Here is a 19583-nt window from a genome sequence, read left to right as displayed (position 1 = left end):
GGGCGTGCGCCGTTGTGGCGTGAAGAAGAAGGGAGTGTTCGAAAGAATGGAGCCTACTGGTTTGGCTCTTACTTGCCCGACTTACCGGTGTCGGAAACGACTGAGACCTCGAAAGAGGAACGGGACCAGAGCATGTCGGGAAACGTCTCGAAATCGGGCGCCGCAGCCCGGTGGAGAGCACAGAGTAAGGTGTGCACGGTGAAAGCTGTATTGCCTGAATCCCAGTTTCCAGTCGCTAAAGGGTTGGCGGTAGCGAACGCGGCTGACACGCTACGCCACGCGGGGCAAAACGCACCGGCCAGTGCGATCTGCCACCAGTCCGCGTGGGACGACCTCCATCGGAGGGTCAAGGAAGCAAATGGGACACCTAAACACACCGCAACTCCCCACACACGCAACTACGGGATCGCCTGCAGCAGGTTCGTTCGCGAGCCTGTATGGCGACGGAGCCGTCGTAGTACCCAAATGCCTGGCGTAACGGCCGGGACAGCCGCCGCAAGGCGGACGATCATGCGTATAAGGCCGGGTGACCGGATCGAAAGCGCCTCCGATCGGGGGAAGGACGATGCCGCTAAAAACGGCATTTGCAGTATGCGTAGAAGAGATTCTTCGACGGAGAGGTTCTGCTGATGCAGGCCGCTACCATCCAGAGGAGAATTGAATCACTTCCGACCTTGTCGCGGTCGGGCAAGCGGATCAATGGCCTTCACCGCCTGATGAGATCTCCATTTCTCTTTGAGCGGGCCTACGAAAAGGTCTCCCAAAATAAGGGAGCCTTGACGCCTGGTGTTGACGGCAAGACCTTCGACGGCATGTCGCTGGCGAAGCTCGCCGACCTCGCCCGTCGCGTGGCAGAGGGCACATATCGCTTCCGACCTGTCCGACGGGTTTATATCCCGAAGGGCAACGGCAAGACACGACCGCTGGGAATTCCCACGGTGGAAGACCGACTCGTTCAGGAGGCGGTCAGGACCATCCTCGAAGCAATCTATGAACCTGTGTTCCTCGGTGAGTCGCATGGGTTCCGCCCGAGGCGGTCCTGTCACACCGCTTTAAATCTCGTCAAGAAGACTTGGACGGGTTGCAAGTGGCTGATCGAAGTGGATGTGCGTGGGTTCTTTGACAACATCGACCATGACGTCCTGCTCAGGCTTCTCAAGAAGCGGATCGATGATGACAGATTCATCGGTCTGATCGAAGGAATGCTGAAAGCGGGTTACATGGAAGATTGGGTCTATGGACGCACATACAGCGGTACACCACAGGGCGGAGTCGTATCGCCCTTGCTCGCCAACATCTATCTGCACGAGCTGGATCAGCACATGCAGACAATGAGGGCGGGATTCGATAGAGGCCGCGACCGACGCGCATTCCCGCCCTATGCGGCGTTGCAAAGGCGCGTCCTGGGCCTCCGCCGGAAGATTGAGCGGCTGCGCGCCAACGGCGCGGAGCTGGCCGAGATCAATGCCGCATTGGCAGAGATCAAAGCCATCAATAAGGAGAGACGGAAACTACCTTCCGTCGATCCCATGGATCCCAATTTCAAAAGGCTCCGCTACTGTCGATACGCCGACGACTTCCTGATCGGCATCATCGGCAGCAAGGAGGAGGCTCGTGAGACCATGGCCTCTGTTGAGCGATTCTTGACAGAGACGCTGAAGCTCGCGATCTCGCCTGAGAAGAGTGGGATTCAGGCCGCTTCAAAGGGAGTGACCTTCCTCGGCTACCGCATCGCGGCGTACACGTCCTACGGGGGTGGACGAAAGTCCAACCGCAAGGGACCGGCAGCACGGACATGGCGCGTTACGCGTCGGCCGACTACCGGCAACATCAGTCTGCGTGTGCCACGCAAGCGGATAACCGAGTTCTGCAAACGGCATGGGTATGGCGACCTCGCCAGGAAGACCGGCCGTGCTCGTGAGCAGTTCTTGGTCACCAGCGACACCGCGACCGTGCTCGCCTATAACTCGGAGTTCCGTGGTTTTGCCAACTATTACTCGTTTGCCGATGACAACAAACGTGCCTTGGGAGTGCTGGAGCTCGTTGTGTTCCGCAGCCTCATCAAGACGCTGGCGTTGCGCCATCGAACGACGAGGGCACAAATCATGGCCCGTCTGTGGAAAGGGTCGGATTACGAGGTGTCCTCTGTAGTCCGAGGCAAGCTTCGCACGATCAAACTGTGGAGACTGAAGCACCTCACGCGAACCTTTTGGATAAGTCAAGGAATTGACGATCTCACAAGAGGCGCGTGGTGGGTCATAAACTCGAATGACCTAATCGACCGGCTGCATGCTCGCCGATGCGAAGCATGTGGCGGCGCGACAGGACCATTCGAGATGCATCACCTCCGCCGCGTTCGAGACCTGCAGAGTGGGTCGCTGATAGTCTGGAAACGGTCCGGCTGGCGGCGCAAGACGATCGTCCTGTGCCCGTCGTGCCGGGTGGCCGTTTCCAATCGAGAGTATACGCATATGGAAAGCCGTGTGCATCGCAAAGGTGCCCGCACGGTTTGGGGGGAGGCGTAGGGACATCCTCCGCGGAGGTGTTCCACGCCTACCCTACCGAGACGCGAAGCGGCTCGGTTCATGAGAGCCCGATGCGGCGGAAGCCGCACGCGCGCAAGCAGATGGGTGCCGCATCTGCGGATAGATAGACAGCACAAGTGCTTGAGTGTCAGGCGCAGCAATGCGCGCTCGAGGTGATTTCAGCGGCGGCACGGGTAATCCCGGATCTTGTCAAAGAGCCCGCGCAGTCGCGTCATCACGGCGTCATCACTTGTCAGATGATACAATGCCGCCGCAGCCACGGTGGATTGCTCCTTCCGGAAAATCGACTGCCGGTCGAAATCCCGCGTGATCGTCTCGAACACCGCGTCTGGTGTCATGCCGGCGGCCAAGGCCTTTGCAACGTAGTACTCGGCCTCAGACTGCCCGCATCGCAGCGGCAGTCCATTTGTTCCCGGACGTAAGACGCCATGCTCACTGTCTCGGTGGACACAATGCAGATTGCTCGACCGCATAGATGGGGCCCGAGCGCAAGGTCCCGCTGCAATAATATTGATACTCGACGTGTCCCCAAACGTCTTTTTTTGAGTCACCGCCTGCAAAAGTCCAAAAGACATGTCCGCAGGCACCGGCTTCGTAGTTGCGCCTCTTCTGAAGTGATATGGGGTCCCAAACCGTTAATGTGGTCGACTGCGCGACATCATGATGGTTGGTGTCCCTCACAACGTTGGTACAGCGCGGGCGGTCGCTTGGCTGGACATCGACGCGACTCCCACCGGTCGGCCATGGCATCGTCCCCGTGCCCGACGCAGGCGGCTGCGCTCAATGGCGGCACCTTGACGGCGACCCCACCGACGCCTCGATCCGACGGTGGCCTTCGTCTCATTCTGGGCCGGACTCTTAATGACGGCTTATTTTGTTCGACGTCGAACGCGGGCCTCGACACCTGATACACGGGACTCAGGTTGATGCTTCAAAAAGATCAGCAAGACCTCGAATAAAGGCAATCAAGAAGCTTATGAAGATGAGCACGAGGCCAAGAATAGTCCACACAAAATCGGCCGCCTTTGGCGAGTCGATTTTCTCCTTAATTGCTCCTTCGATAGACACTTTCAATTGGCTCAAGCGCCCAGTTGCCTCGACTTGCTCGACCTTCAATCTCCGACGACGCAGCCAGAAATCCCTCAGCCACGGCACGGCAATGAGTATTGGACTCGCGGCGCCCAGAACGTCCTTGAGTGCGTCCCACCAGGAGTACGCCATCTGTTTTAGGCCTCACCTGCGAATCAGGCCTACACAGCCATAGGCATGTGAGCCGCGAGTTCCAGATCGTCACTCGACGCTGCAACACCGAGCGTTTTCCCGCATGCGACTGAAATTCGCTCCATCAAATCCCAAGTTGGTCCTTGGATTCCAACTCCCGATTCAATTTCACTAATTCGGGCCTGGCTTACGCACAACTTGTCCGCCAATTGGGATTGTGAAAGTCCAGCATCCTTACGCATCGCGCGAACGAATTCGCCGGCACGCATTGCCGCACTCGACAGCTTCTTTTCAGCTCCAAGGTTTGCATCAGCACGTTCAATCCTTTCGACAAGATCGGCAAGCGAACGCCCCCCTGTCTTGCTGCTAACCTCAGCGACGGCGCGCGGTCTACGTTCCTGACTTTTTTCGACTTTGAGTTTGACCATTGCAACCTCCGCTCTTCATACAAACCAGACTGAAGCTCGCGCATTCAAAATTCCGGTTTTCAAGACACTATAGTCGTTACCATTCCAGGAAGACCCGCCGGCAGACATGGGCACACCATGCTCACCCGCGAGCATCAGCGTCACGGTGACGTCGTCAATATCGTCGAATTCAACAGCGAAAATGACAAACTTGTTCGCTGACACAGCCTGGAACATCTCAACACCTCTGTACGTATAAAAGGGCGAGAGATCCCTGCTATCCACCGATCCGCAGTGGACTTTCTGCAAGTAGAGCAGGACCTCGCAAGCAAAATTGTGCCCAAGCTGTTCCAATTCATCAGCCGCATCTCCCAATTGGGGATCCTCGAACGAAACAAGCATATAAGGAATTCCTTGTATTTGTCAATGTTCCCCCACCATCGAAATTCGATAAGGAGCTACGTTGAGGAAACAGCCCAATAATGTACATCGGTTGATTGACACTACCACAACGAGCACAGGACATACCCGTCAGTGAATTTGCCATGCCGTTGTGTCGATCAGGAAAACCGGCGCCAGGCAACAGCAATAACAAATTTTATCAATAGCTTAGCGTTCGAGATTTTGCCTCCCCCTAGGCGCCTCCCGGAGAAGTCATGACCGGCTCCACGCGTCAAGGAACCTGATCGCCCCTTCCTGAAAGTCGACGTTTCGCAATTTACGAATAGACGTTTCCAGCATGCGGAGTGACGAAAACCACCCGCTTGCCGTCGGCGAGGCAAGCTCAGATGCATAGCTTGGCAATACATGTCTTACCGGCGCTTTTCGGCAGCGAAACCACCAGATCGCCAGACTGATCGACGGCGCGGGTTGAGGCCTTGATGTGCGATGGCCAGAGGTCGACCTCCGCTTTGAGACGCCCATTGAAGCAGTGCCACGGCCAATCGCCCGCCGCCTGCCAGTTGCAGCGGGCCCCACTCTTGGAAGCTGCTCGACCAGATCGACAGAATATTGGTAAAACGGATTTAATTTTCTCGATAGTATTCACGGTGTGGATACGGCATGCGCTTCAAAGGTCTCGATCTGAACCTCCTCGTCGCGCTCGATGCGCTGATGACCGAGCGCAGCCTCACTGCGGCGGCACGCGGCATCCATCTGAGCCAGCCCGCCATGAGCGCGGCCGTCGCCAGATTGCGTGCCTATTTCCGCGACGATCTGTTCACGATGAGGGGGCGTGAGCTCATTCCGACCCCGCTGGCCGAAGCGCTGGCCGTCCCCACGCGCGAAGCATTGCTGCACATCCGCCTCTCAATTGCCTCACGTGACACGTTCGACCCGGCCAAATCGGACCGCCGCTTTCGGATCGTCCTGTCGGATTTCATGGTCATGCTATTCATCAGACCGGTCCTCGCGCGTGTCGCGCGCGAGGCACCCGGCATCTCGTTCGAGCTCATTCAGTTTGACGACCAGCCGGACGAGCCGCTTCGGCGCGGCGAGGTCGATTTCCTGATCTTTCCGGAAATATATATGTCAAACGACCACCCTAGAGCGAAGCTCTTCGAGGAGACGCTGGTGTGCGTGGGCTGTCATACGAACAAGCAGCTGTCGCGGAAGCTTACCTTCGAGCGATACATGTCGATGGGGCACGTTGCGGCCAAGTTCGGGCGCACACACAAGCCTTCGATCGAGGAATGGCTCCTGCTTGAGCACGGTCACAAAAGGCAGATCGAGGTGACCGTGCCGAGCTTCAGCTTGATCCCGCCGCTGTTACTCGGCACCGAGCGCATCGCGACAATGCAATCACGGCTGGCAAGGCACTTCGCGACCACGATGCGGCTGCGGATCGTCGATCTTCCGCTGCCGCTGCCGGCCTTTACCGAGGCGGTTCAATGGCCTGCTTTGCATAACAACGATCCGGCAAGCATCTGGATGCGGAAGGTCATGTTACAGGAAGCAGCGCGCATGGGGCGCCATGCGAAACCACGAGATGTCTCTCACGCTCGTAAATCCTAGCCGCGGCCTGTATCTGGGCGTGGCGATGAGGCTCAGTTACGGCACAAGACCACCTGACCGCAGCTCTCTCTAACGAAAAGACGGCGCGCTCCAATACAAATGGAGGCTAAACATTCAGGTCGCTCGCGTTTGGGAATTGGTGCCTGTCGAATAGCGGTGATTCACTCGATCCGGAGGCGGCGCAAGAACGGAAAACCTCGTTGCCAAGAGCTGAAAACGTATGACAAGCAGCCCCGCGTAGGTGGCTGAGCCAACCGATAAGCCGATCCAGATGCCGATCGCACCAAGGCCCATCATCAATCCAAATGCATAGCTAAACGAGAACCCGATCAGCCAGTAAGCGAGGACTGCGAACAGAAGTGGCATCCGCGTGTCCTTCAATCCGCGCAGTCCACCCGCCGCAATGATTTGCGTCGCATCGGCCGCAAAAAACCCTGCGGTCACCAGAAGAAGCGTCGTAGCCAGTCCGATCGTCGCGTCGGCATCTGCGGCCGATTTGTCCAGAAACAGCTCTGCGATCTGAAAACGAGCAGCGACGACCCCGATGGTCAGCAGTGCAGCGATCAAGAAGCCGAGCACGATCGCGGCCAGTCCTGCGCGTTTGATGCTGGGACCGTCTTTGCGACCAACAGCATGACCAACCCGCACGGCGGCCGCCATGCTGATGCCGAGCGGCACCGTGTACAGTATTGTTGCGACTTGCATCGCGATCTGATGAGCAGCAAGCGCGCTGGTCCCGATCCGGCCCGCCAGAAGTGCGCCGGCCGCGAATACCCCATATTGCATGACGAGAGCGATCGAGATCGGGGTGCCAATCACGATCATCTGCCGCATGAACAGCCGGTCGAAGCGCCACACATGCGCGAGCACCCGATAGTCCCGGAAAGGGCGGCACATTGTCGCAACACACACGGCGGCCAGGAACGTCCCGCAATTCACGAGCGTGCTCCCAAGCCCGACCCCAAACAGCTCCAGCCGCGGCAAGCCGAATTTGCCGAAGACCAAGAGATACACGAGCACGGCGTTGACGGGGATAGCCGCAAGCGTAATCCACAGGATCGGTTCCGGTCTGCCCGCCGCGGCCATGAAGTTGCGGATGGCGTGAAGCCAGAGCGCCGGCACCACGCCCCAGGCAAGTCCGAGCAGGTACTGTTGGGCGAGCCGCGCCGCGTCTGGCCCCTGACCAAGAGCGAGCAGAATTTGCTCTCCCCGCACGGCAATCGCGATGATCGGGACCGATAGAAACAATGCCAGCCACAGGCCCATGCGCAGCGCGCGCGGTACGACAGCGAAGTTGGCCGCGCCAATCGCCTGTGCGGTCAAGGGCCCGATGGGCGCCAGCAAGCCCGCGCCGAAGGTGCAACTGATGATGTAGAGCGTGACACCCAGCGCGGCCGCGGCGAGCGCCTCAGGCCCGATGCGCCCGATAAAGGCAAGATCGGTCGCCATCATCGCGACCTGTGCAAGCTGGGTCAGCGCCATCGGCCAGGCGAGCTTGGCGGTTTGACCGAGCTCGACAGCGAGGCCATGGCGAGGCTGCGAAGCCGATAGCGGCTTTTTGTGGACTATCTCGTGCATGGTAATGATGCTTCCCTGGTTGCATCGGCGGACCAGCGACGCCTGTTTTGTCGAGAGAAGGGCTCTCTTTCCCACACTGAATTCGCGAGAGTCGGGGATGCAGCCTCGCGCGATTGCCCTCGGCGAGCGACCTCGGGTCTGCGGCCTATATCTGGAATTGAGCGTGTATCTACGACCAATGGTCCACCGATGAAGGCAATTGGTCGCTTGATCAGTGCATCCGGGCTGTCGCTGCCCGCGCGGCCTTCAGTCTCGCGAAATCCTCGAGCCCACAGCGGGGAGACGGCATGCGGCCGGGATGCCGGAAATGCTCGATCGCCAGCATCGCGCAACGGTTTTGACGCGGACCGATCGCCGAGGGGCCGATCAGGCTCGCAAGATCGTGCGCGACCACGAATTGGGTGGCACGCTGCCAACGATACGAAAGGCACACCGCGGTTTGCGGTGAACTGAACTGCGACAATGTGGTGAGCGGCCACCCGGGGCTACCTTTAGGATCTGTACAGACGAGGACTCCGTTTTTTTGTTTTTCAAAACTCGTGCCAAACTAGGGGAGCTTGATTCCCAACGCGCTTTATCAAAGCTGGCGTGTCGCGGATCCGACAACGGTCGCAAATCCTACATTTGGCAGTGATGGTTGCCGCGCTCGCTATGTTGCCGAGGTGTAGTGCGTGTCGCGCTTGTCCGTTTTGACAGCCCTGATGCATGCGCTGCTCATCTTTCCTCATCACGCGGGATAGAGGACTTTCAAGCTAGGGCTCGTACTCTACACAAAAAAAAGCCCGGCCTCCTTGCGGCGGCCGGGCAGAAGTCAGTCTAGGGAGGAGCGACGCTGCTACACGTCGCACCGGCTTTCGTCGGCTGAGGGAGGACTGCCGACGATCAGACTACGGCGAGGGCATTCGCCGTTAACTTGAGGCCGTGAGGGCCGACACCTATTCCGAACGAAATGGCGCCGAACATAATCGAAGCAATTCGACCGAAAGCTCGACCCACGGAAACTTTGTCGCTGGCGGCCAACTAAAGTACGCCGCGAAGCTCCTCGCCTCGAGCCACCGCGACGTACTTGCAGACCGCCGAAGAACATGGCCACAAGATACTCAGGACACCGATCGACCACCCTCCTGAGTTGGCCATGTTTCTTCAAGCCGGCGTCTTGCTATGCCTCGTCCCTCGAGAGAGGTAAAATCGATTGTTGTGATGGTAGATATCTGCACTTTGGATGAAGTCGGGTACGCGTTTCTGCAGACTTTCGCGCTTTCGAGAGCGCGAGACAGCGCTCGATCAGCTCTGTCCCGAACCAGCGCGTTGATGCCGAAGATTGGCGCTAGCTTACGGCGATCTCCGGCGAGAGCGGCAGGGCTTCGTCGAGCCTCCCGTCCGGCTAGCGCAAAGTGACTTGCGTGGACCGCCGAAGAACGTGGTCGCAATGACCTCGCACTTCGGTTGGTGCTCGGCGCACATCTGAAAAGGTGTTTCTGGCCAAGATCGATTACCGTCTATGGCTGAGTGCTCCTCGATAAGCCGGCATTCTTCGTATGCGGGGCCGTCCAAGGGATTGACTCGTACGTAATGTCAGATTCTAGAATGCACCGAGACGGACTGGACACGATCAGCAAGAAATGGGGCATGTCAGTAGTACAGCAACGTCGTGCCACTCCCCGCAGTGCTCTTGATCTTTCGCTTCATGTCCCTGAACTGCATCGAAGAACCGATTTTCACGACGACAATCTGCACGGGGCAAGCGACTCTCTCGCTCCCGGCGCTCTACTCCGCGTTAATGAGGGACGATGTCGAGGACATGCCCGCTGTTCGACCTCATCAGCGGCAGGCGTTACATGCGTTCCTCGTGCAGGTCGGTGCACTCGCGCTCCTGGAAGGGACGACTACTGATCCCTCTCTCGACGCCTCGGTTTGGACGCATTTGTTGCGCGCCCTCACTTACAAGTTCACCCACGATGAGCCTTGGAGCCTCATTGTCGAGGATCTCTCCAAGCCTGGGTTCCTTCAACCGCCAATTCCAGAAGGAACGGTCGCGCCCCTAAGAGAGCGCGAACAAACGCCCGATTCGCTCGACATACTCGTCACTTCAAAAAATCACGACGTTAAAGCACAGCGCATGGCGATCGCCACGCCCGAACATTGGTTTTACGCACTGCTGACGTTGCAGACTACGCAAGGATACCTTGGCGCTGGAAACTACGGCATCAGCCGCATGAATGGCGGCTACGCCTCGCGACCATTTGTAGGTCTTGCGCCGAGTAACCGCTTGGGCGCGCGGGTCCGACGCGACATCAATCGCCTCTTACAGGCGCGTCGTGAGGTTCTCGACGAGAATTCGGGGTTCGCGGCGGTAAACGGAATCGGTCTCGTGTGGCTAGAACCGTGGGATGGCGTCTCGGCGATTGCCCCGAAGCAGTTAGATCCGTTCTATGTCGAAGTGTGCCGGCGAGTGAGGCTGATCCGAGAGAACGCCCGCATTGTTGCACTTCGCGGGCGCAGCCAAGCGGCGCGGATTGCCTTTCCTAAGAACACGAATGGCGTAACGGGCGACCCGTGGACGCCAGTCGACCAGCGGGAAACTATCGCGAAGGTGCTCACGGTTGATGGCGGCGGATTCCACTACAAGCGTGTCGCCGATCTGCTTGACCCTCAGCAGTACAAAGCTGCCCTCCTCCAGCAATGGCGGCAGGCAGACGGCACACTGGACCACAGCCTTGTTCTCACGGCAACTGCCCGTGAACAAGGCGGTACGGACGGCTTTCACGAACGTCGCATTGTTGTGCCGACGTCTGCTCTGCCATTTCTCGGGACGCGCGCGCATGCGCTTGCCAGCTTGGTCAAGGAACGCATCCAGGATGCCGCAACGATCCGGGCGAGAGTGTTGCTGACTGCACTCTATGTTTTGTTCCAGCGCGCTCCCGACGAACTGAAGTTCCCGCACGCGGCATGCGAAACCAAGGCGGCGCCTTTTCTTGCTGCGTTTGATCGCGGCGTGGACCGCAACTTCTTCGACGCCCTATTCGATGAGCTCGCCGCGCCTGATGGCACAGCGAAGCGAACAGCGCGCCGCCAATGGATTTACACGCTCAAGGAGCTTGCCGTTCTACAGTTGGAAGCAGCAAAAGGTGCAACGCCGCGCTCGGGCATCCGCCGCTACCAGGCCGAAGGCGCTGCCGAGGATGCCATTGAGTTCGGTTTTCGCAAACACTTTTCCATGGAGATGACGCATGATTGATGCGCTCGGGCCGACAGAAGCTGCTCGCAACAATGTCGATCCGCCGAGCCGTTCTCGATTCGAGGACCGTTCTTATCAGGTGGACGGGCCACTCCATGCCCTGAGAAAAGGGTTTAACGTGCTCGTGAAGCGAGGGGCCCGCGGTGAGCTTGCGGCGCTCAAGCGGGTTGATCCTGACCGCCCCGAAAACTCGGCCTTTTTTCGGCTATTGACGAGCTGTGTCCCACATCAATTTCTCGGTCGCGGCTGCGTGCAGATCAGCGCTCCGGGATCGGAAGTGGATATGGTTCGTCGCTTCGCGGCAGTCGCCGCCATCATGGCACTGCGGCCGGATGGCCTGAGGCCTTGGGGCCTCGGAAGAGCTATGGCCGATACGGGCGTGAGCGATTTGCGCCTGTCAATGTTTCTCGCCGCGCGGGGGGCTTCATTCAGGGATCTTGCTCGGCGTCTCGCTCGCCGCCTCGCTCGTGATGCCGAGGCGCTTCCTTATCTCGATCTCGGGCGACTGCTTCTAATGGAGAGCCTTCCTGAATATGTCAACGAGACCGACTCGGTGCGGATCGCCATCGCTCGCGAGTTTTGGCGCTCCACTCGAAGAGTTCCGCGCAGAAATGAGGGAGAGGCAACAAACGAGCTGAGCAGCCACGCCGGCGAATAGGCACTTCCGAAGACGATAGGTGAAGCTTTATCATGCTCGAGGCCCGGTTCCTGCAAATTCACTGGCTCACATCTTATCCGGCAACACTGCTCAACCGGGACGATAACGGCTTGGCCAAACGGCTGCCCTTCGGCGATGCGATGCGCACACGCGTGTCGTCGCAGTGTCTGAAGCGGCATTGGAGGACAGTAGACGATGAATGGGCGTTGCGGCGCATCGGACCTGATATGGCCGTTCGTTCAAGGGAAACGCCGGAGCGACGTATTCTTCCTGCTATGCAGCAGGCCAATGCCGGGACGGCCGACGTGATCGCCGCAACAATTACTGCAATGGCCGAACAGCTGTATGGCAGTAAGGCCGGTGAGCGGTCCAAACGCCAAGCCCTACTCCTCGGTGAGCCCGAGATTAGATACCTTTGCGCCAAAGCAATTGAGATTGGCAAAGCTGCTCACGAATCGAAAGCGGCCGAAGAGGCCGTAAAGAAACTATTCAAAACACAAAAGGGCAATCTCGCTGCGCTTCGCGAGCGCAGTGTTCTTGAAGCAGGGCTTGAGGCGGCCCTCTTCGGCCGCATGGTCACATCCGACCCCGAAGCTAACACAGATGCGGCGATTCACGTTGCCCACGCTTTTACCGTCCACAGTGAAGCATCCGAGAGTGATTATTTCACGGTGGTCGACGATCTGACGCATGAAGCCGGGGACGCCGGGACAGCCGGCCTATTTGATACAGAGCTGACGGCGGGGCTGTTCTACGGCTACGTCGTTGTCGATATCCCTCTACTAGTCTCGAATCTCGGAGATGACGCTGTACTTGGCGGCAAAGCCGTCGAACATCTAATTCACCTCATTGCCAAGGTTACGCCCGGCGCCAAAAAGGGCTCCACAGCACCATATAGTTACGCTGAGATGATGCTGGTTGAGGCTGGCCATCGACAACCGCGCACACTGGCAAATGCTTTTCGCAAGCCTGTGACGGCGCAATCGAGGACGGCGATTGCTGCGCTTTCAGATCACATCAAAAACGTCGACCAGACATACGGATTACACGAGACCCGGCGGCATCTCTCGATTGACAAGGCCCATTTGTCGGGGTCAACCCTCGTGCCGCTGAACGATCTTGCCGCGTTCGCTGGCGAGATAGTCGCTGCTACGCCAGTGAAGGCATGAGTCTTATGCTGGCATTTCTTATGCTGCGGCTCGAGGCGCCCTTGATGTCGTTCGGCTGCGAGGCGATTGACGCGAACGGTCCAACACGGGATTTTCCAGATGCTTCTTTGCTCACTGGCCTTCTCGCCAACGCGCTGGGCTATTCTCGCTATGAAACAGCGAAGCATCAGCGGCTGCAGGACCGGCTCGTCTTTGGTGTGCGTATCGATCGGCTCGGTCACGACTTGCGTGATTTTCAGACCGCCCAGCTCTCAAGAACAGATCAGAGCTGGACAACTCGAGGCAAACCGGAGGGACGCACTGGTGGCGAGAGAACGTACGATAGCCCCCACATCCGCCTTCGGCACTATCGCGCCGATGCGGCGTTGACACTGGCGGCGCGCCTTGTCCCCCCTGACGAGCCGCCCACGCTCGATGATCTCGCGATCGCGCTGGACCATCCCGCACGCTCACTATTCATCGGCAGGAAGCCCTGCCTACCATCTGCTCCGTTGCTTATAGGAATTCGCAAAGGGAACACTTGTGTGGCAGCACTCCAGGCAATGCACCCAGCCGAAGGTGCCTTAGACCGATGCCGTTTCATGATCCCGCGGCGTGAGGCCGATGCACTTAGCGCAAGCAGCATTATCCATCTTACAGGCCGCAGAGATTGGATCGCCGGTATCCACGCTGGAGAGGAAACCGTGGCGATATTGACGCTCCCGACTCAAGCGAGAGATGGAGCCGACACATGAGAGCCCTTTCTATGGTTCGGCTTGATCCTGATATTGGGCGCGCAATGGAGTGGGGAGCGCGTGAAAAGCTCCTGAAACCTGGCGGCGATGATGGTTATCTGTGGCACGTGCTGCTCGTGGCTGCCTTCGGCCATCTCGCACCGAAGCCGTTCCGCTTAATTGAACCGAACGGCCAGCGCCCTCCGTATCTTTTGGGCTATGCGCATGCGACAGAAGAAGGATTGCATCGACATGTGGCCGAATTTTGTGACCCCGCCATCGCTTCCGCGCTCGGGGTGTCTTCGCTCGCTGTAAAGGTCATGCCTGACTCCTTCGTCGCCGGGCGGCGGCTCGGGTTCGAACTGCGCGTGCGTCCCGTGGTTCGTCAGACGAAAGACGGCGACAGAAATCGAAAGCGCGAAATCGACGTGTTTCTCCAGCAGACGCGTGCACGTCCGGATGCCGAGAAGCCCTCGCGTGTGGCCGTTTACACCGATTGGTTGGCCGCTCATTTAGCAAAGGGCGGCGCAGCCCTCGACACGATGCGCATCATTTGGCTCCGCCGCTCGGCCATCACGCGCCGCGACCGCGAGCGCGAACTCAGGGTTCACGGTGAAAAAGGCGGCGGCCCCGATGCCTGCTTTGGAGGCGCGTTGACGGTCACCGATCCGATCGCGTTCAATGCGCTACTCGCTAGGGGGGTGGGGCGGCACCGTGCCTTCGGCTTCGGCATGCTCCTCTTGAAACCGCTGCCGCGATGACGCTATGTTGCTTAGCCGTCAGGGTCTTGAAGGAGCAAGACTGCTGGACGCCGATCGACGTGGCGGTCTATGTGGACCGTCGACTCCTTTCGGTTGAGGAGGGTGCGTTGACATTCGCCTGCGTAAGAACACATCTCCAATCAAACGATCTCACTGATGCTGCCCGGTCGGCGCGCAATCCCATGAACTAGTGAACCGGAACGGTTCGATTCATCCTGTTGTTTAACATCGTGAGCAATTTCAAATCTCCAACGCCTAGAGGTTTCCCCGCACGGGTGGGGATGGTCCCGGTGCATATGCGAACGGACAACTCAATGGCAAGCTCCCCCGCACGCGCGGGGATCGTCCCGAAGGATCGCCTTGGCTCCCTAAGCCTATCACCTTTTTCATCGGTTCAATCTAACGCCGCTCGGTTCATGGTCCTAGAGCCGCGAAAAAGGAGAGCCGCAGACAGCTCGTCTCGAGCTTGGCAACGCATCTCGGCGAACGAAAGCGGCGCTGCACAATGAACGTTTCCCTGTTCAGGGTCACGAAGTGTCAACCGAGGCCGTAAAGCCAAGCTCACCACATGGGGGCCGGCGAGCCTCACGCATGACGACATTCACCCGCGAGTTCGGATTGAAGGAGAGTTGCTGTGTTCAATGATGCATCCAGGGGCAGATCTCCAAATGCGATTTGACAAAGCAGGTAGTTTGCACCGGCCGCATCCAGCTGGCTGAGAAGCGTCTGCCGTACCGAAGAAGCCGTGCCTGCGACGCACAGTTCACTTTCGAGTGCTGCATCAAAGGTCAGCGGAAGGTATGGCGGAGTGGAGATGGCGTTCCGATCGTAAAGGAACTTGAAGCTCTTGAGCCACTTTTCGTACGCACGCGCCCCAAGCGAGTAAGCATCCGCGTCAGACTGCGCTGCAACGACCATACGAAGCAAACCAAGAAATGGCGCCTGATCATTCGCTTGGCCGTTCGCTCGATGCGCACGGTAAGCGTCCGTTACTTTTCGGACAGCGGAGGAAGGCCCGAGGCTGGCGATGTTTGCGCCGGCCTTAGCGGCCCATGCCGCCCCCTCGGGCTGATTCGTGGCGATCCAGGTCGGCGGGTGCGGGCGCTGACGGGGTCCAAGCGTCAAGGGAACGTCGTTCAACTGGTAGTGCTTGCCTTGGTAGGAGAGCGTTCCGCCTCGCATCGCTTCGACAAGGATTTCGCTGGCTTCCGCGTACCGGCTCGGCACCATATCGGCACTCACTCCGAAATAGCCCAATTCAATTGGGAGAGTGCCGCGTCCGATGCCGAGCTCCAGGCGACCGCCGCTCAAATGATCGAGCATGCAGGCATCTTCAAAGGCGCGCAGCGGATGATGAAGACTAAGGAGCGTTACGAGCGGGCCCACACGCAGATTGGTGGTACGCTGCGCGACGCTGGACAAGAACAGATTTGGAGAAGGACTCCTACCATGCGGAGTACAGTGGTGCTCCGCCAAATGATAAGCGTAAAAGCCAAGCCGATCGCACGCCTCGGCTAATCGCAGCCGATCCTCGTATTGCTGAGCGACATCCGAACCGTTCTCGTCCAGGTGATCGAATATGCCGACTACCGGCCTTGCATAAGAGCTGCTTCTCACTCAGTTACCTCCCTTCATTAATGCTGGATAGAAGTGGGCTTGGTCTCATGTTTGGGATACTGAGACGTCGCTGACGGCGGACAAGAACGCCTCCATCTGCACCTTTGTGCCGATCGAAATGCGTATGTAGTTCTCAAGACCCTCCTCGGGGAAAAAGGCCACGAGAACATTTCGCTCCTGCAAAGCGGCTTGCCACCATGCGCCGTCGTGTCCCGGGGGCACACGGGCCAACACGAAATTCGCTTCGGACGGTAGGACCGCAAATCGATGCGCCGACAGCGCGCGTGCAACTCGCTCTCTCTCGCGCACAATATGCCGACGGTTCTCAGCATACGCATCGCGATGAGCAAGAATACTCAAGCCAACCGCCTGACTGATTACGTTCATGCTGAAGAGGGACTGCATGGTGCGAAGCCTGCCAACAAGCTCGGGGTGACCGAAGCCGAAACCGACGCGAACGCCCGCGACGCCATAGCTTTTCGAGAAGGTCCGCAGCAACAGAAGATTCGGATAACGATTGACGAGACGCAGTGCATTATCAGGCGCAAAATCGACATAGGCTTCATCAAGAACAATCAGTCGCTCCGATTGCGCGACGAGTCTTTCGATATCCGCGATCGGAACGAATGTCCCGGTCGGGTTATTCGGATTGGCCAGCACGATGAACTTGGCAACTCCCGCGCGGCCAAAAAGCAGCCGGTTGATCGGCAACGAATTGTTCTCAATCCAGCCAATTTCCAGAAAATGCGCATCCTGCAACATCGCGAGCCTGCGGTTGAACGAGAAGCCGGGCGACAACATCGCGACTGTGTCGCCTGGAACAAGAAAGGCCTTATAGATGAGCCCCAGAAGTTCCGACGAGCCATTGCCGGCAATCACCTGATCGGGAGAGAAGCCGTATGCGCAGGCAGCTGCTTCTCTCAGGGCGATGTTGTCGTTCTCCGGATACAGATGGTGCCGCTCAAGGGCCGCCATCGCACTTTCCTTCACGATCGCAGGTAGTGGGAATGGATTCTCGTTCATGTCGAGTTTGACGCAATTTCCATTCGCCGACGGTCGGGAGGAATGCGCAACATCCAACTGTCTTGCCACATGGGAAAGCGACGAAAGCACGCTTAGCATCCTTGCGTCCGACATGTGGTCTCTCCATCCAAGGGCATGAGTTCTGAGAAGTGATGGTCCGATCAGTGGGGATCACTTTGGTCTATTTGGCGAATGACTTTCGGCCCTGGTGCGCCGGCCGTGAGGTTCGATCGATGTGCACTCTCCGGAGATCAAGCGAGAACATCCAACCGGCATTTTATTCAACTCCAGCGCAGACCTCGGCTGAACGGTCTCATCGAGGCTTACGACGAGAGGATCGGCGCGGATCTGGCGCACTGTCGTGATCGAGCGACGCGATGTTCGAGCGCGGCACTCGAGCTGGACTGGTCTCTTCTGGTGAAGCGTGAGCCGTATCGTTATTGAGCAGGCACACACATGTCCGCTGCCGCAGCTGACGAAGAATCGAGCGTCTGCCACTGGGGCTAAGCGAATGTTTTCCATTGCAGGCATTCACAATCCTCGGGCGTCATTGAGGCTCGATGCCCCCCCAATTTTGGTAGTGTACAACTTGACCTTGGGTACGGTTCAAGAGGCGAGCACCGCGAAAGATTACGCCTCGCTTGCTACTGAAAAACTGGCGTGATGAGCGCGAAGATCTGGCGTGAATCAAGAATCGGCATCCGGTTCGAAAGTGCGGAGGAGAGCCCGGCAGTGTGGGCTTGCGAGCTTCAAAATCACGAGATTGGCGCCTTCAAATCGCGCGACTGAAGAAAACTCAAAAGCGCTGCGCAAGAGCGTGCTCGCCGATGGCCACAATAGAGATCCTTGCGGCAGGAATCGTTGTTGTATCAGCGACAAAAGCCAACCGGGCGCAGGTGTCGCTCGCGTGAACGGGCCGGGATCGGAGAGTGACCGAAGGTCGCATGGCAGATTCGAGCAGGCGACAGGTTGGTGACGTTGTGAAAGTTCTGCTTCATCTCACGGTCGCGAGCGGGAATTGGGCACCGAGACTTGTCGAGCGAGAGGCGAACATTTTGTTCGCAACCGCACCGACGCCTGATCATGTCACGCCGCAAAGGAAGGGCGTCGGCAATAACCTGTCCAACGTTGGGCTGCCCGATGCATAGCAGCAGCATAAATGGAAGTAGCAAGGTGCACTCGCGATGAAGGTGTCAGGATGCGCGCCGCTTGAGTGTTCGGACGGCGCGAGCGTAACGCACATCACGCTCCCGCTGCCGGTTGGAGACCCATGCACTCACGGCGAAGACCAACCCGAAAGCGAAGAAAGACAGCGAAAGGAAGAAGAAAAACCACATCGCAGGTGACACCCAGGTTGCCAAGGAGCTGATCTCGTGAGAGCGGCGCGCGGCGCCGAGGTCTGAGACAATCCCTACAACTTGACGCAACGTGCGGTTCAAGCCTTTCAGGCAGATACAGTTCGACGCACCTACAGAAACGGTCTCTTTCAGTCCGGCACGCGACTTGCTCTATTCTCGGCAGCATCACTACTCCCCCCTCGGTGATGTAGGGGCGGATTCGGCGTCGCTCTGAACGGCATCGAGTCCGCCCCGTCCGTCCTGCGCCCGGCAAGGGGACAATTTAAAACCGAATGTTCGTCGACTGCGGTGTCAAGTGACAGCCTTGAATTACCTCCTAACAAGACCAAGGCGAGATGAAGCCGTTGTTTTTGATGCCAATGAAGAGCTCGGTCTCGCGTAAAGTCTGTGGCGTGAATGGCGGGCGCCTCTGCCGCCCGCTCGGCATCAACCCTGCCGGCCTCTTACATTCGTCGAAGCTCTCTTGCGCATTCGCCGCGACGGCCTGCGCCATCAACTGGCGAGCAATCCCGCGCATCATAGCGATCGCGTTCTCGGCCTGGCTGTTGGTGCGTCCGGGCCCGAACGGTCCTAGACCTGCGCAAGCCAGCGCTCCGCCGAGCGCAGCAGTCATCAATCCCGCTCCTGACGATCTCGAGGCGGAGTACAGATCCGTTAACGCTCGCTCATTCCCGGCCGACCATTGTCACGTGACTGACTTGGAGTTCGGAAATGTCGTGTTGGGCTCAAGCTACGCAGGCGTTGTTTTCATGTTCGGCTGCGCTGGCACTCTCGTGTCGAGCGAGATTAAGGAGGGCATCAAGTTTCACGTATTCGCGTGGAATGACGGACAAGTCCTAGCCCTATTCGCGAACGGAATGCTTCTGATCGTTTCACAGTCCACCTCATGACCAGAGATTTGAAGCTTCTGTGATGTTGCGGACGCGTATGCTCTTGCGCTTGGCATCACATCCTCAAGCATGCGGGGCTCAATCGTCAGATGCACGACACAGAAAACGCGTCAATTTTTGCGCGCTTTGAGACAGTCGAAAATATTCTTCGCCACGAACCTTTCAAGCCTTGGGAAGTTTAATGACACGTTGCCGAGAGACCGGAGCAAGAGACGATCCAGCTCGGAAGGCGCATCATCTATTCAATCGGACACAATTGACGACCTCCACACGCGCTTCGTGTCCGACATCAGACAGGCGGCTTGCTTCAACAGCACCGATGTTGTCGTGAAGACGACATCGAGAGCTCGCAAAGTGGAAGCCAATCAGCATCCCACCCGCTGGCCTGGAT

15 protein-coding genes are annotated in these 19583 nt (G+C 58.2%); 7 read left to right on the top strand and 8 right to left on the bottom strand.

Features of this window, described 5'->3' with window-relative positions; all coding sequences use genetic code 11:
• Positions 1-629 precede the first annotated feature (629 nt).
• Positions 630-2525, top strand: coding sequence for a group II intron reverse transcriptase/maturase (gene ltrA / locus AYJ54_RS32060; RefSeq protein WP_063696148.1), 1896 nt, complete (start codon positions 630-632; stop codon positions 2523-2525).
• 179 nt (positions 2526-2704) lie between these two features.
• On the opposite strand, the gene AYJ54_RS32055 is transcribed toward ltrA, so the two are convergent.
• The 4 genes from AYJ54_RS32055 to AYJ54_RS32045 form a co-directional block, all read right to left on the bottom strand.
• A complete protein-coding gene (locus AYJ54_RS32055) occupies positions 2705-2896 on the bottom strand; it encodes a hypothetical protein (protein ID WP_063676585.1) in 192 nt (63 codons plus the stop codon).
• 568 nt (positions 2897-3464) lie between these two features.
• Positions 3465-3767 carry a hypothetical protein gene (locus tag AYJ54_RS32050; RefSeq protein WP_027555258.1) on the bottom strand — a complete coding sequence of 101 codons (303 nt, stop codon included), beginning with the start codon at positions 3765-3767 and terminating at the stop codon, positions 3465-3467.
• A 29-nt stretch (positions 3768-3796) separates the two neighbouring features.
• Positions 3797-4195 (bottom strand): helix-turn-helix transcriptional regulator, encoded by a 399-nt coding sequence (locus AYJ54_RS48055; protein ID WP_082905942.1) that lies wholly within the window; start codon positions 4193-4195, stop codon positions 3797-3799.
• A gap of 15 nt (positions 4196-4210) precedes the next feature.
• On the bottom strand, positions 4211-4576 hold the full coding sequence (locus tag AYJ54_RS32045) for a hypothetical protein (protein WP_063705399.1): 366 nt from the start codon (positions 4574-4576) through the stop codon (positions 4211-4213).
• A gap of 660 nt (positions 4577-5236) precedes the next feature.
• Between AYJ54_RS32045 and AYJ54_RS32040 the strand changes: the two genes are divergently transcribed.
• Positions 5237-6187, top strand: coding sequence for a LysR family transcriptional regulator (locus AYJ54_RS32040; protein WP_063676583.1), 951 nt, complete (start codon positions 5237-5239; stop codon positions 6185-6187).
• Positions 6188-6301: 114 nt separating this feature from the next.
• On the opposite strand, the gene AYJ54_RS32035 is transcribed toward AYJ54_RS32040, so the two are convergent.
• Entirely contained in the window at positions 6302-7765 is a 1464-nt protein-coding gene (locus AYJ54_RS32035) for an MATE family efflux transporter (RefSeq protein WP_063676582.1), read from the bottom strand.
• 1672 nt (positions 7766-9437) lie between these two features.
• On the opposite strand from AYJ54_RS32035, the gene casA reads away from it, so the two are divergent.
• The 5 genes from casA to cas6e are packed head-to-tail and all read left to right on the top strand — an operon-like array spanning position 9438 to position 14304.
• Positions 9438-11003, top strand: coding sequence for a type I-E CRISPR-associated protein Cse1/CasA (gene casA, locus AYJ54_RS32025; protein WP_136624064.1), 1566 nt, complete (start codon positions 9438-9440; stop codon positions 11001-11003).
• Positions 10996-11661 (top strand): type I-E CRISPR-associated protein Cse2/CasB, encoded by a 666-nt coding sequence (locus AYJ54_RS32020; protein WP_063705393.1) that lies wholly within the window; start codon positions 10996-10998, stop codon positions 11659-11661. Before casA ends, AYJ54_RS32020 begins: the two co-directional genes overlap by 8 nt.
• A gap of 32 nt (positions 11662-11693) precedes the next feature.
• Positions 11694-12830 carry a type I-E CRISPR-associated protein Cas7/Cse4/CasC gene (gene cas7e / locus AYJ54_RS32015; RefSeq protein WP_063705391.1) on the top strand — a complete coding sequence of 379 codons (1137 nt, stop codon included), beginning with the start codon at positions 11694-11696 and terminating at the stop codon, positions 12828-12830.
• A 5-nt stretch (positions 12831-12835) separates the two neighbouring features.
• Positions 12836-13564, top strand: a complete 729-nt coding sequence (gene cas5e, locus AYJ54_RS32010) for a type I-E CRISPR-associated protein Cas5/CasD (protein WP_063705402.1) — start codon at positions 12836-12838, stop codon at positions 13562-13564.
• Positions 13561-14304 (top strand): type I-E CRISPR-associated protein Cas6/Cse3/CasE, encoded by a 744-nt coding sequence (gene cas6e, locus AYJ54_RS32005; protein ID WP_063705389.1) that lies wholly within the window; start codon positions 13561-13563, stop codon positions 14302-14304. Before cas5e ends, cas6e begins: the two co-directional genes overlap by 4 nt.
• Before the next feature lie 585 nt (positions 14305-14889).
• On the opposite strand, the gene AYJ54_RS32000 is transcribed toward cas6e, so the two are convergent.
• The 3 genes from AYJ54_RS32000 to AYJ54_RS31990 form a co-directional block, all read right to left on the bottom strand.
• Complete coding sequence (locus AYJ54_RS32000; protein ID WP_063705386.1) at positions 14890-15921, bottom strand: LLM class flavin-dependent oxidoreductase; 1032 nt, start codon at positions 15919-15921, stop codon at positions 14890-14892.
• 45 nt (positions 15922-15966) lie between these two features.
• Positions 15967-17058 (bottom strand): histidinol-phosphate transaminase, encoded by a 1092-nt coding sequence (gene hisC, locus AYJ54_RS31995; RefSeq protein ID WP_063705383.1) that lies wholly within the window; start codon positions 17056-17058, stop codon positions 15967-15969.
• 1560 nt (positions 17059-18618) lie between these two features.
• Positions 18619-18915: a hypothetical protein gene (locus tag AYJ54_RS31990; RefSeq protein ID WP_063705381.1), complete on the bottom strand. Its 297-nt coding sequence runs from the start codon at positions 18913-18915 to the stop codon at positions 18619-18621.
• Between the last annotated feature and the right edge of the window lie 668 nt (positions 18916-19583).

It is taken from the genome of Bradyrhizobium centrolobii (assembly GCF_001641635.1).
Lineage (GTDB): Bacteria > Pseudomonadota > Alphaproteobacteria > Rhizobiales > Xanthobacteraceae > Bradyrhizobium > Bradyrhizobium centrolobii.
The sequence above is the reverse complement of the archived record's forward strand: the minus strand, read 5'-3'. Positions and strand labels throughout refer to the sequence as shown.

Bases quoted from the DNA above. Each gene is read 5' to 3' on its own strand.
- AYJ54_RS48055 (WP_082905942.1), bottom strand. From the start codon at position 4,195: ATGGTCAAACTCAAAGTCGAAAAAAGTCAGGAACGTAGACCGCGCGCC.
- cas7e (WP_063705391.1), top strand. From the start codon at position 11,694: ATGCTCGAGGCCCGGTTCCTGCAAATTCACTGGCTCACATCTTATCCG.
- AYJ54_RS32035 (WP_063676582.1), bottom strand. From the start codon at position 7,765: ATGCACGAGATAGTCCACAAAAAGCCGCTATCGGCTTCGCAGCCTCGC.
- cas5e (WP_063705402.1), top strand. From the start codon at position 12,836: ATGCTGGCATTTCTTATGCTGCGGCTCGAGGCGCCCTTGATGTCGTTC.
- hisC (WP_063705383.1), bottom strand. From the start codon at position 17,058: ATGTCGGACGCAAGGATGCTAAGCGTGCTTTCGTCGCTTTCCCATGTG.
- cas6e (WP_063705389.1), top strand. From the start codon at position 13,561: ATGAGAGCCCTTTCTATGGTTCGGCTTGATCCTGATATTGGGCGCGCA.
- AYJ54_RS32050 (WP_027555258.1), bottom strand. From the start codon at position 3,767: ATGGCGTACTCCTGGTGGGACGCACTCAAGGACGTTCTGGGCGCCGCG.
- AYJ54_RS32045 (WP_063705399.1), bottom strand. From the start codon at position 4,576: ATGCTTGTTTCGTTCGAGGATCCCCAATTGGGAGATGCGGCTGATGAA.
- AYJ54_RS32020 (WP_063705393.1), top strand. From the start codon at position 10,996: ATGATTGATGCGCTCGGGCCGACAGAAGCTGCTCGCAACAATGTCGAT.
- AYJ54_RS31990 (WP_063705381.1), bottom strand. From the start codon at position 18,915: ATGACTGCTGCGCTCGGCGGAGCGCTGGCTTGCGCAGGTCTAGGACCG.
- AYJ54_RS32040 (WP_063676583.1), top strand. From the start codon at position 5,237: ATGCGCTTCAAAGGTCTCGATCTGAACCTCCTCGTCGCGCTCGATGCG.
- ltrA (WP_063696148.1), top strand. From the start codon at position 630: ATGCAGGCCGCTACCATCCAGAGGAGAATTGAATCACTTCCGACCTTG.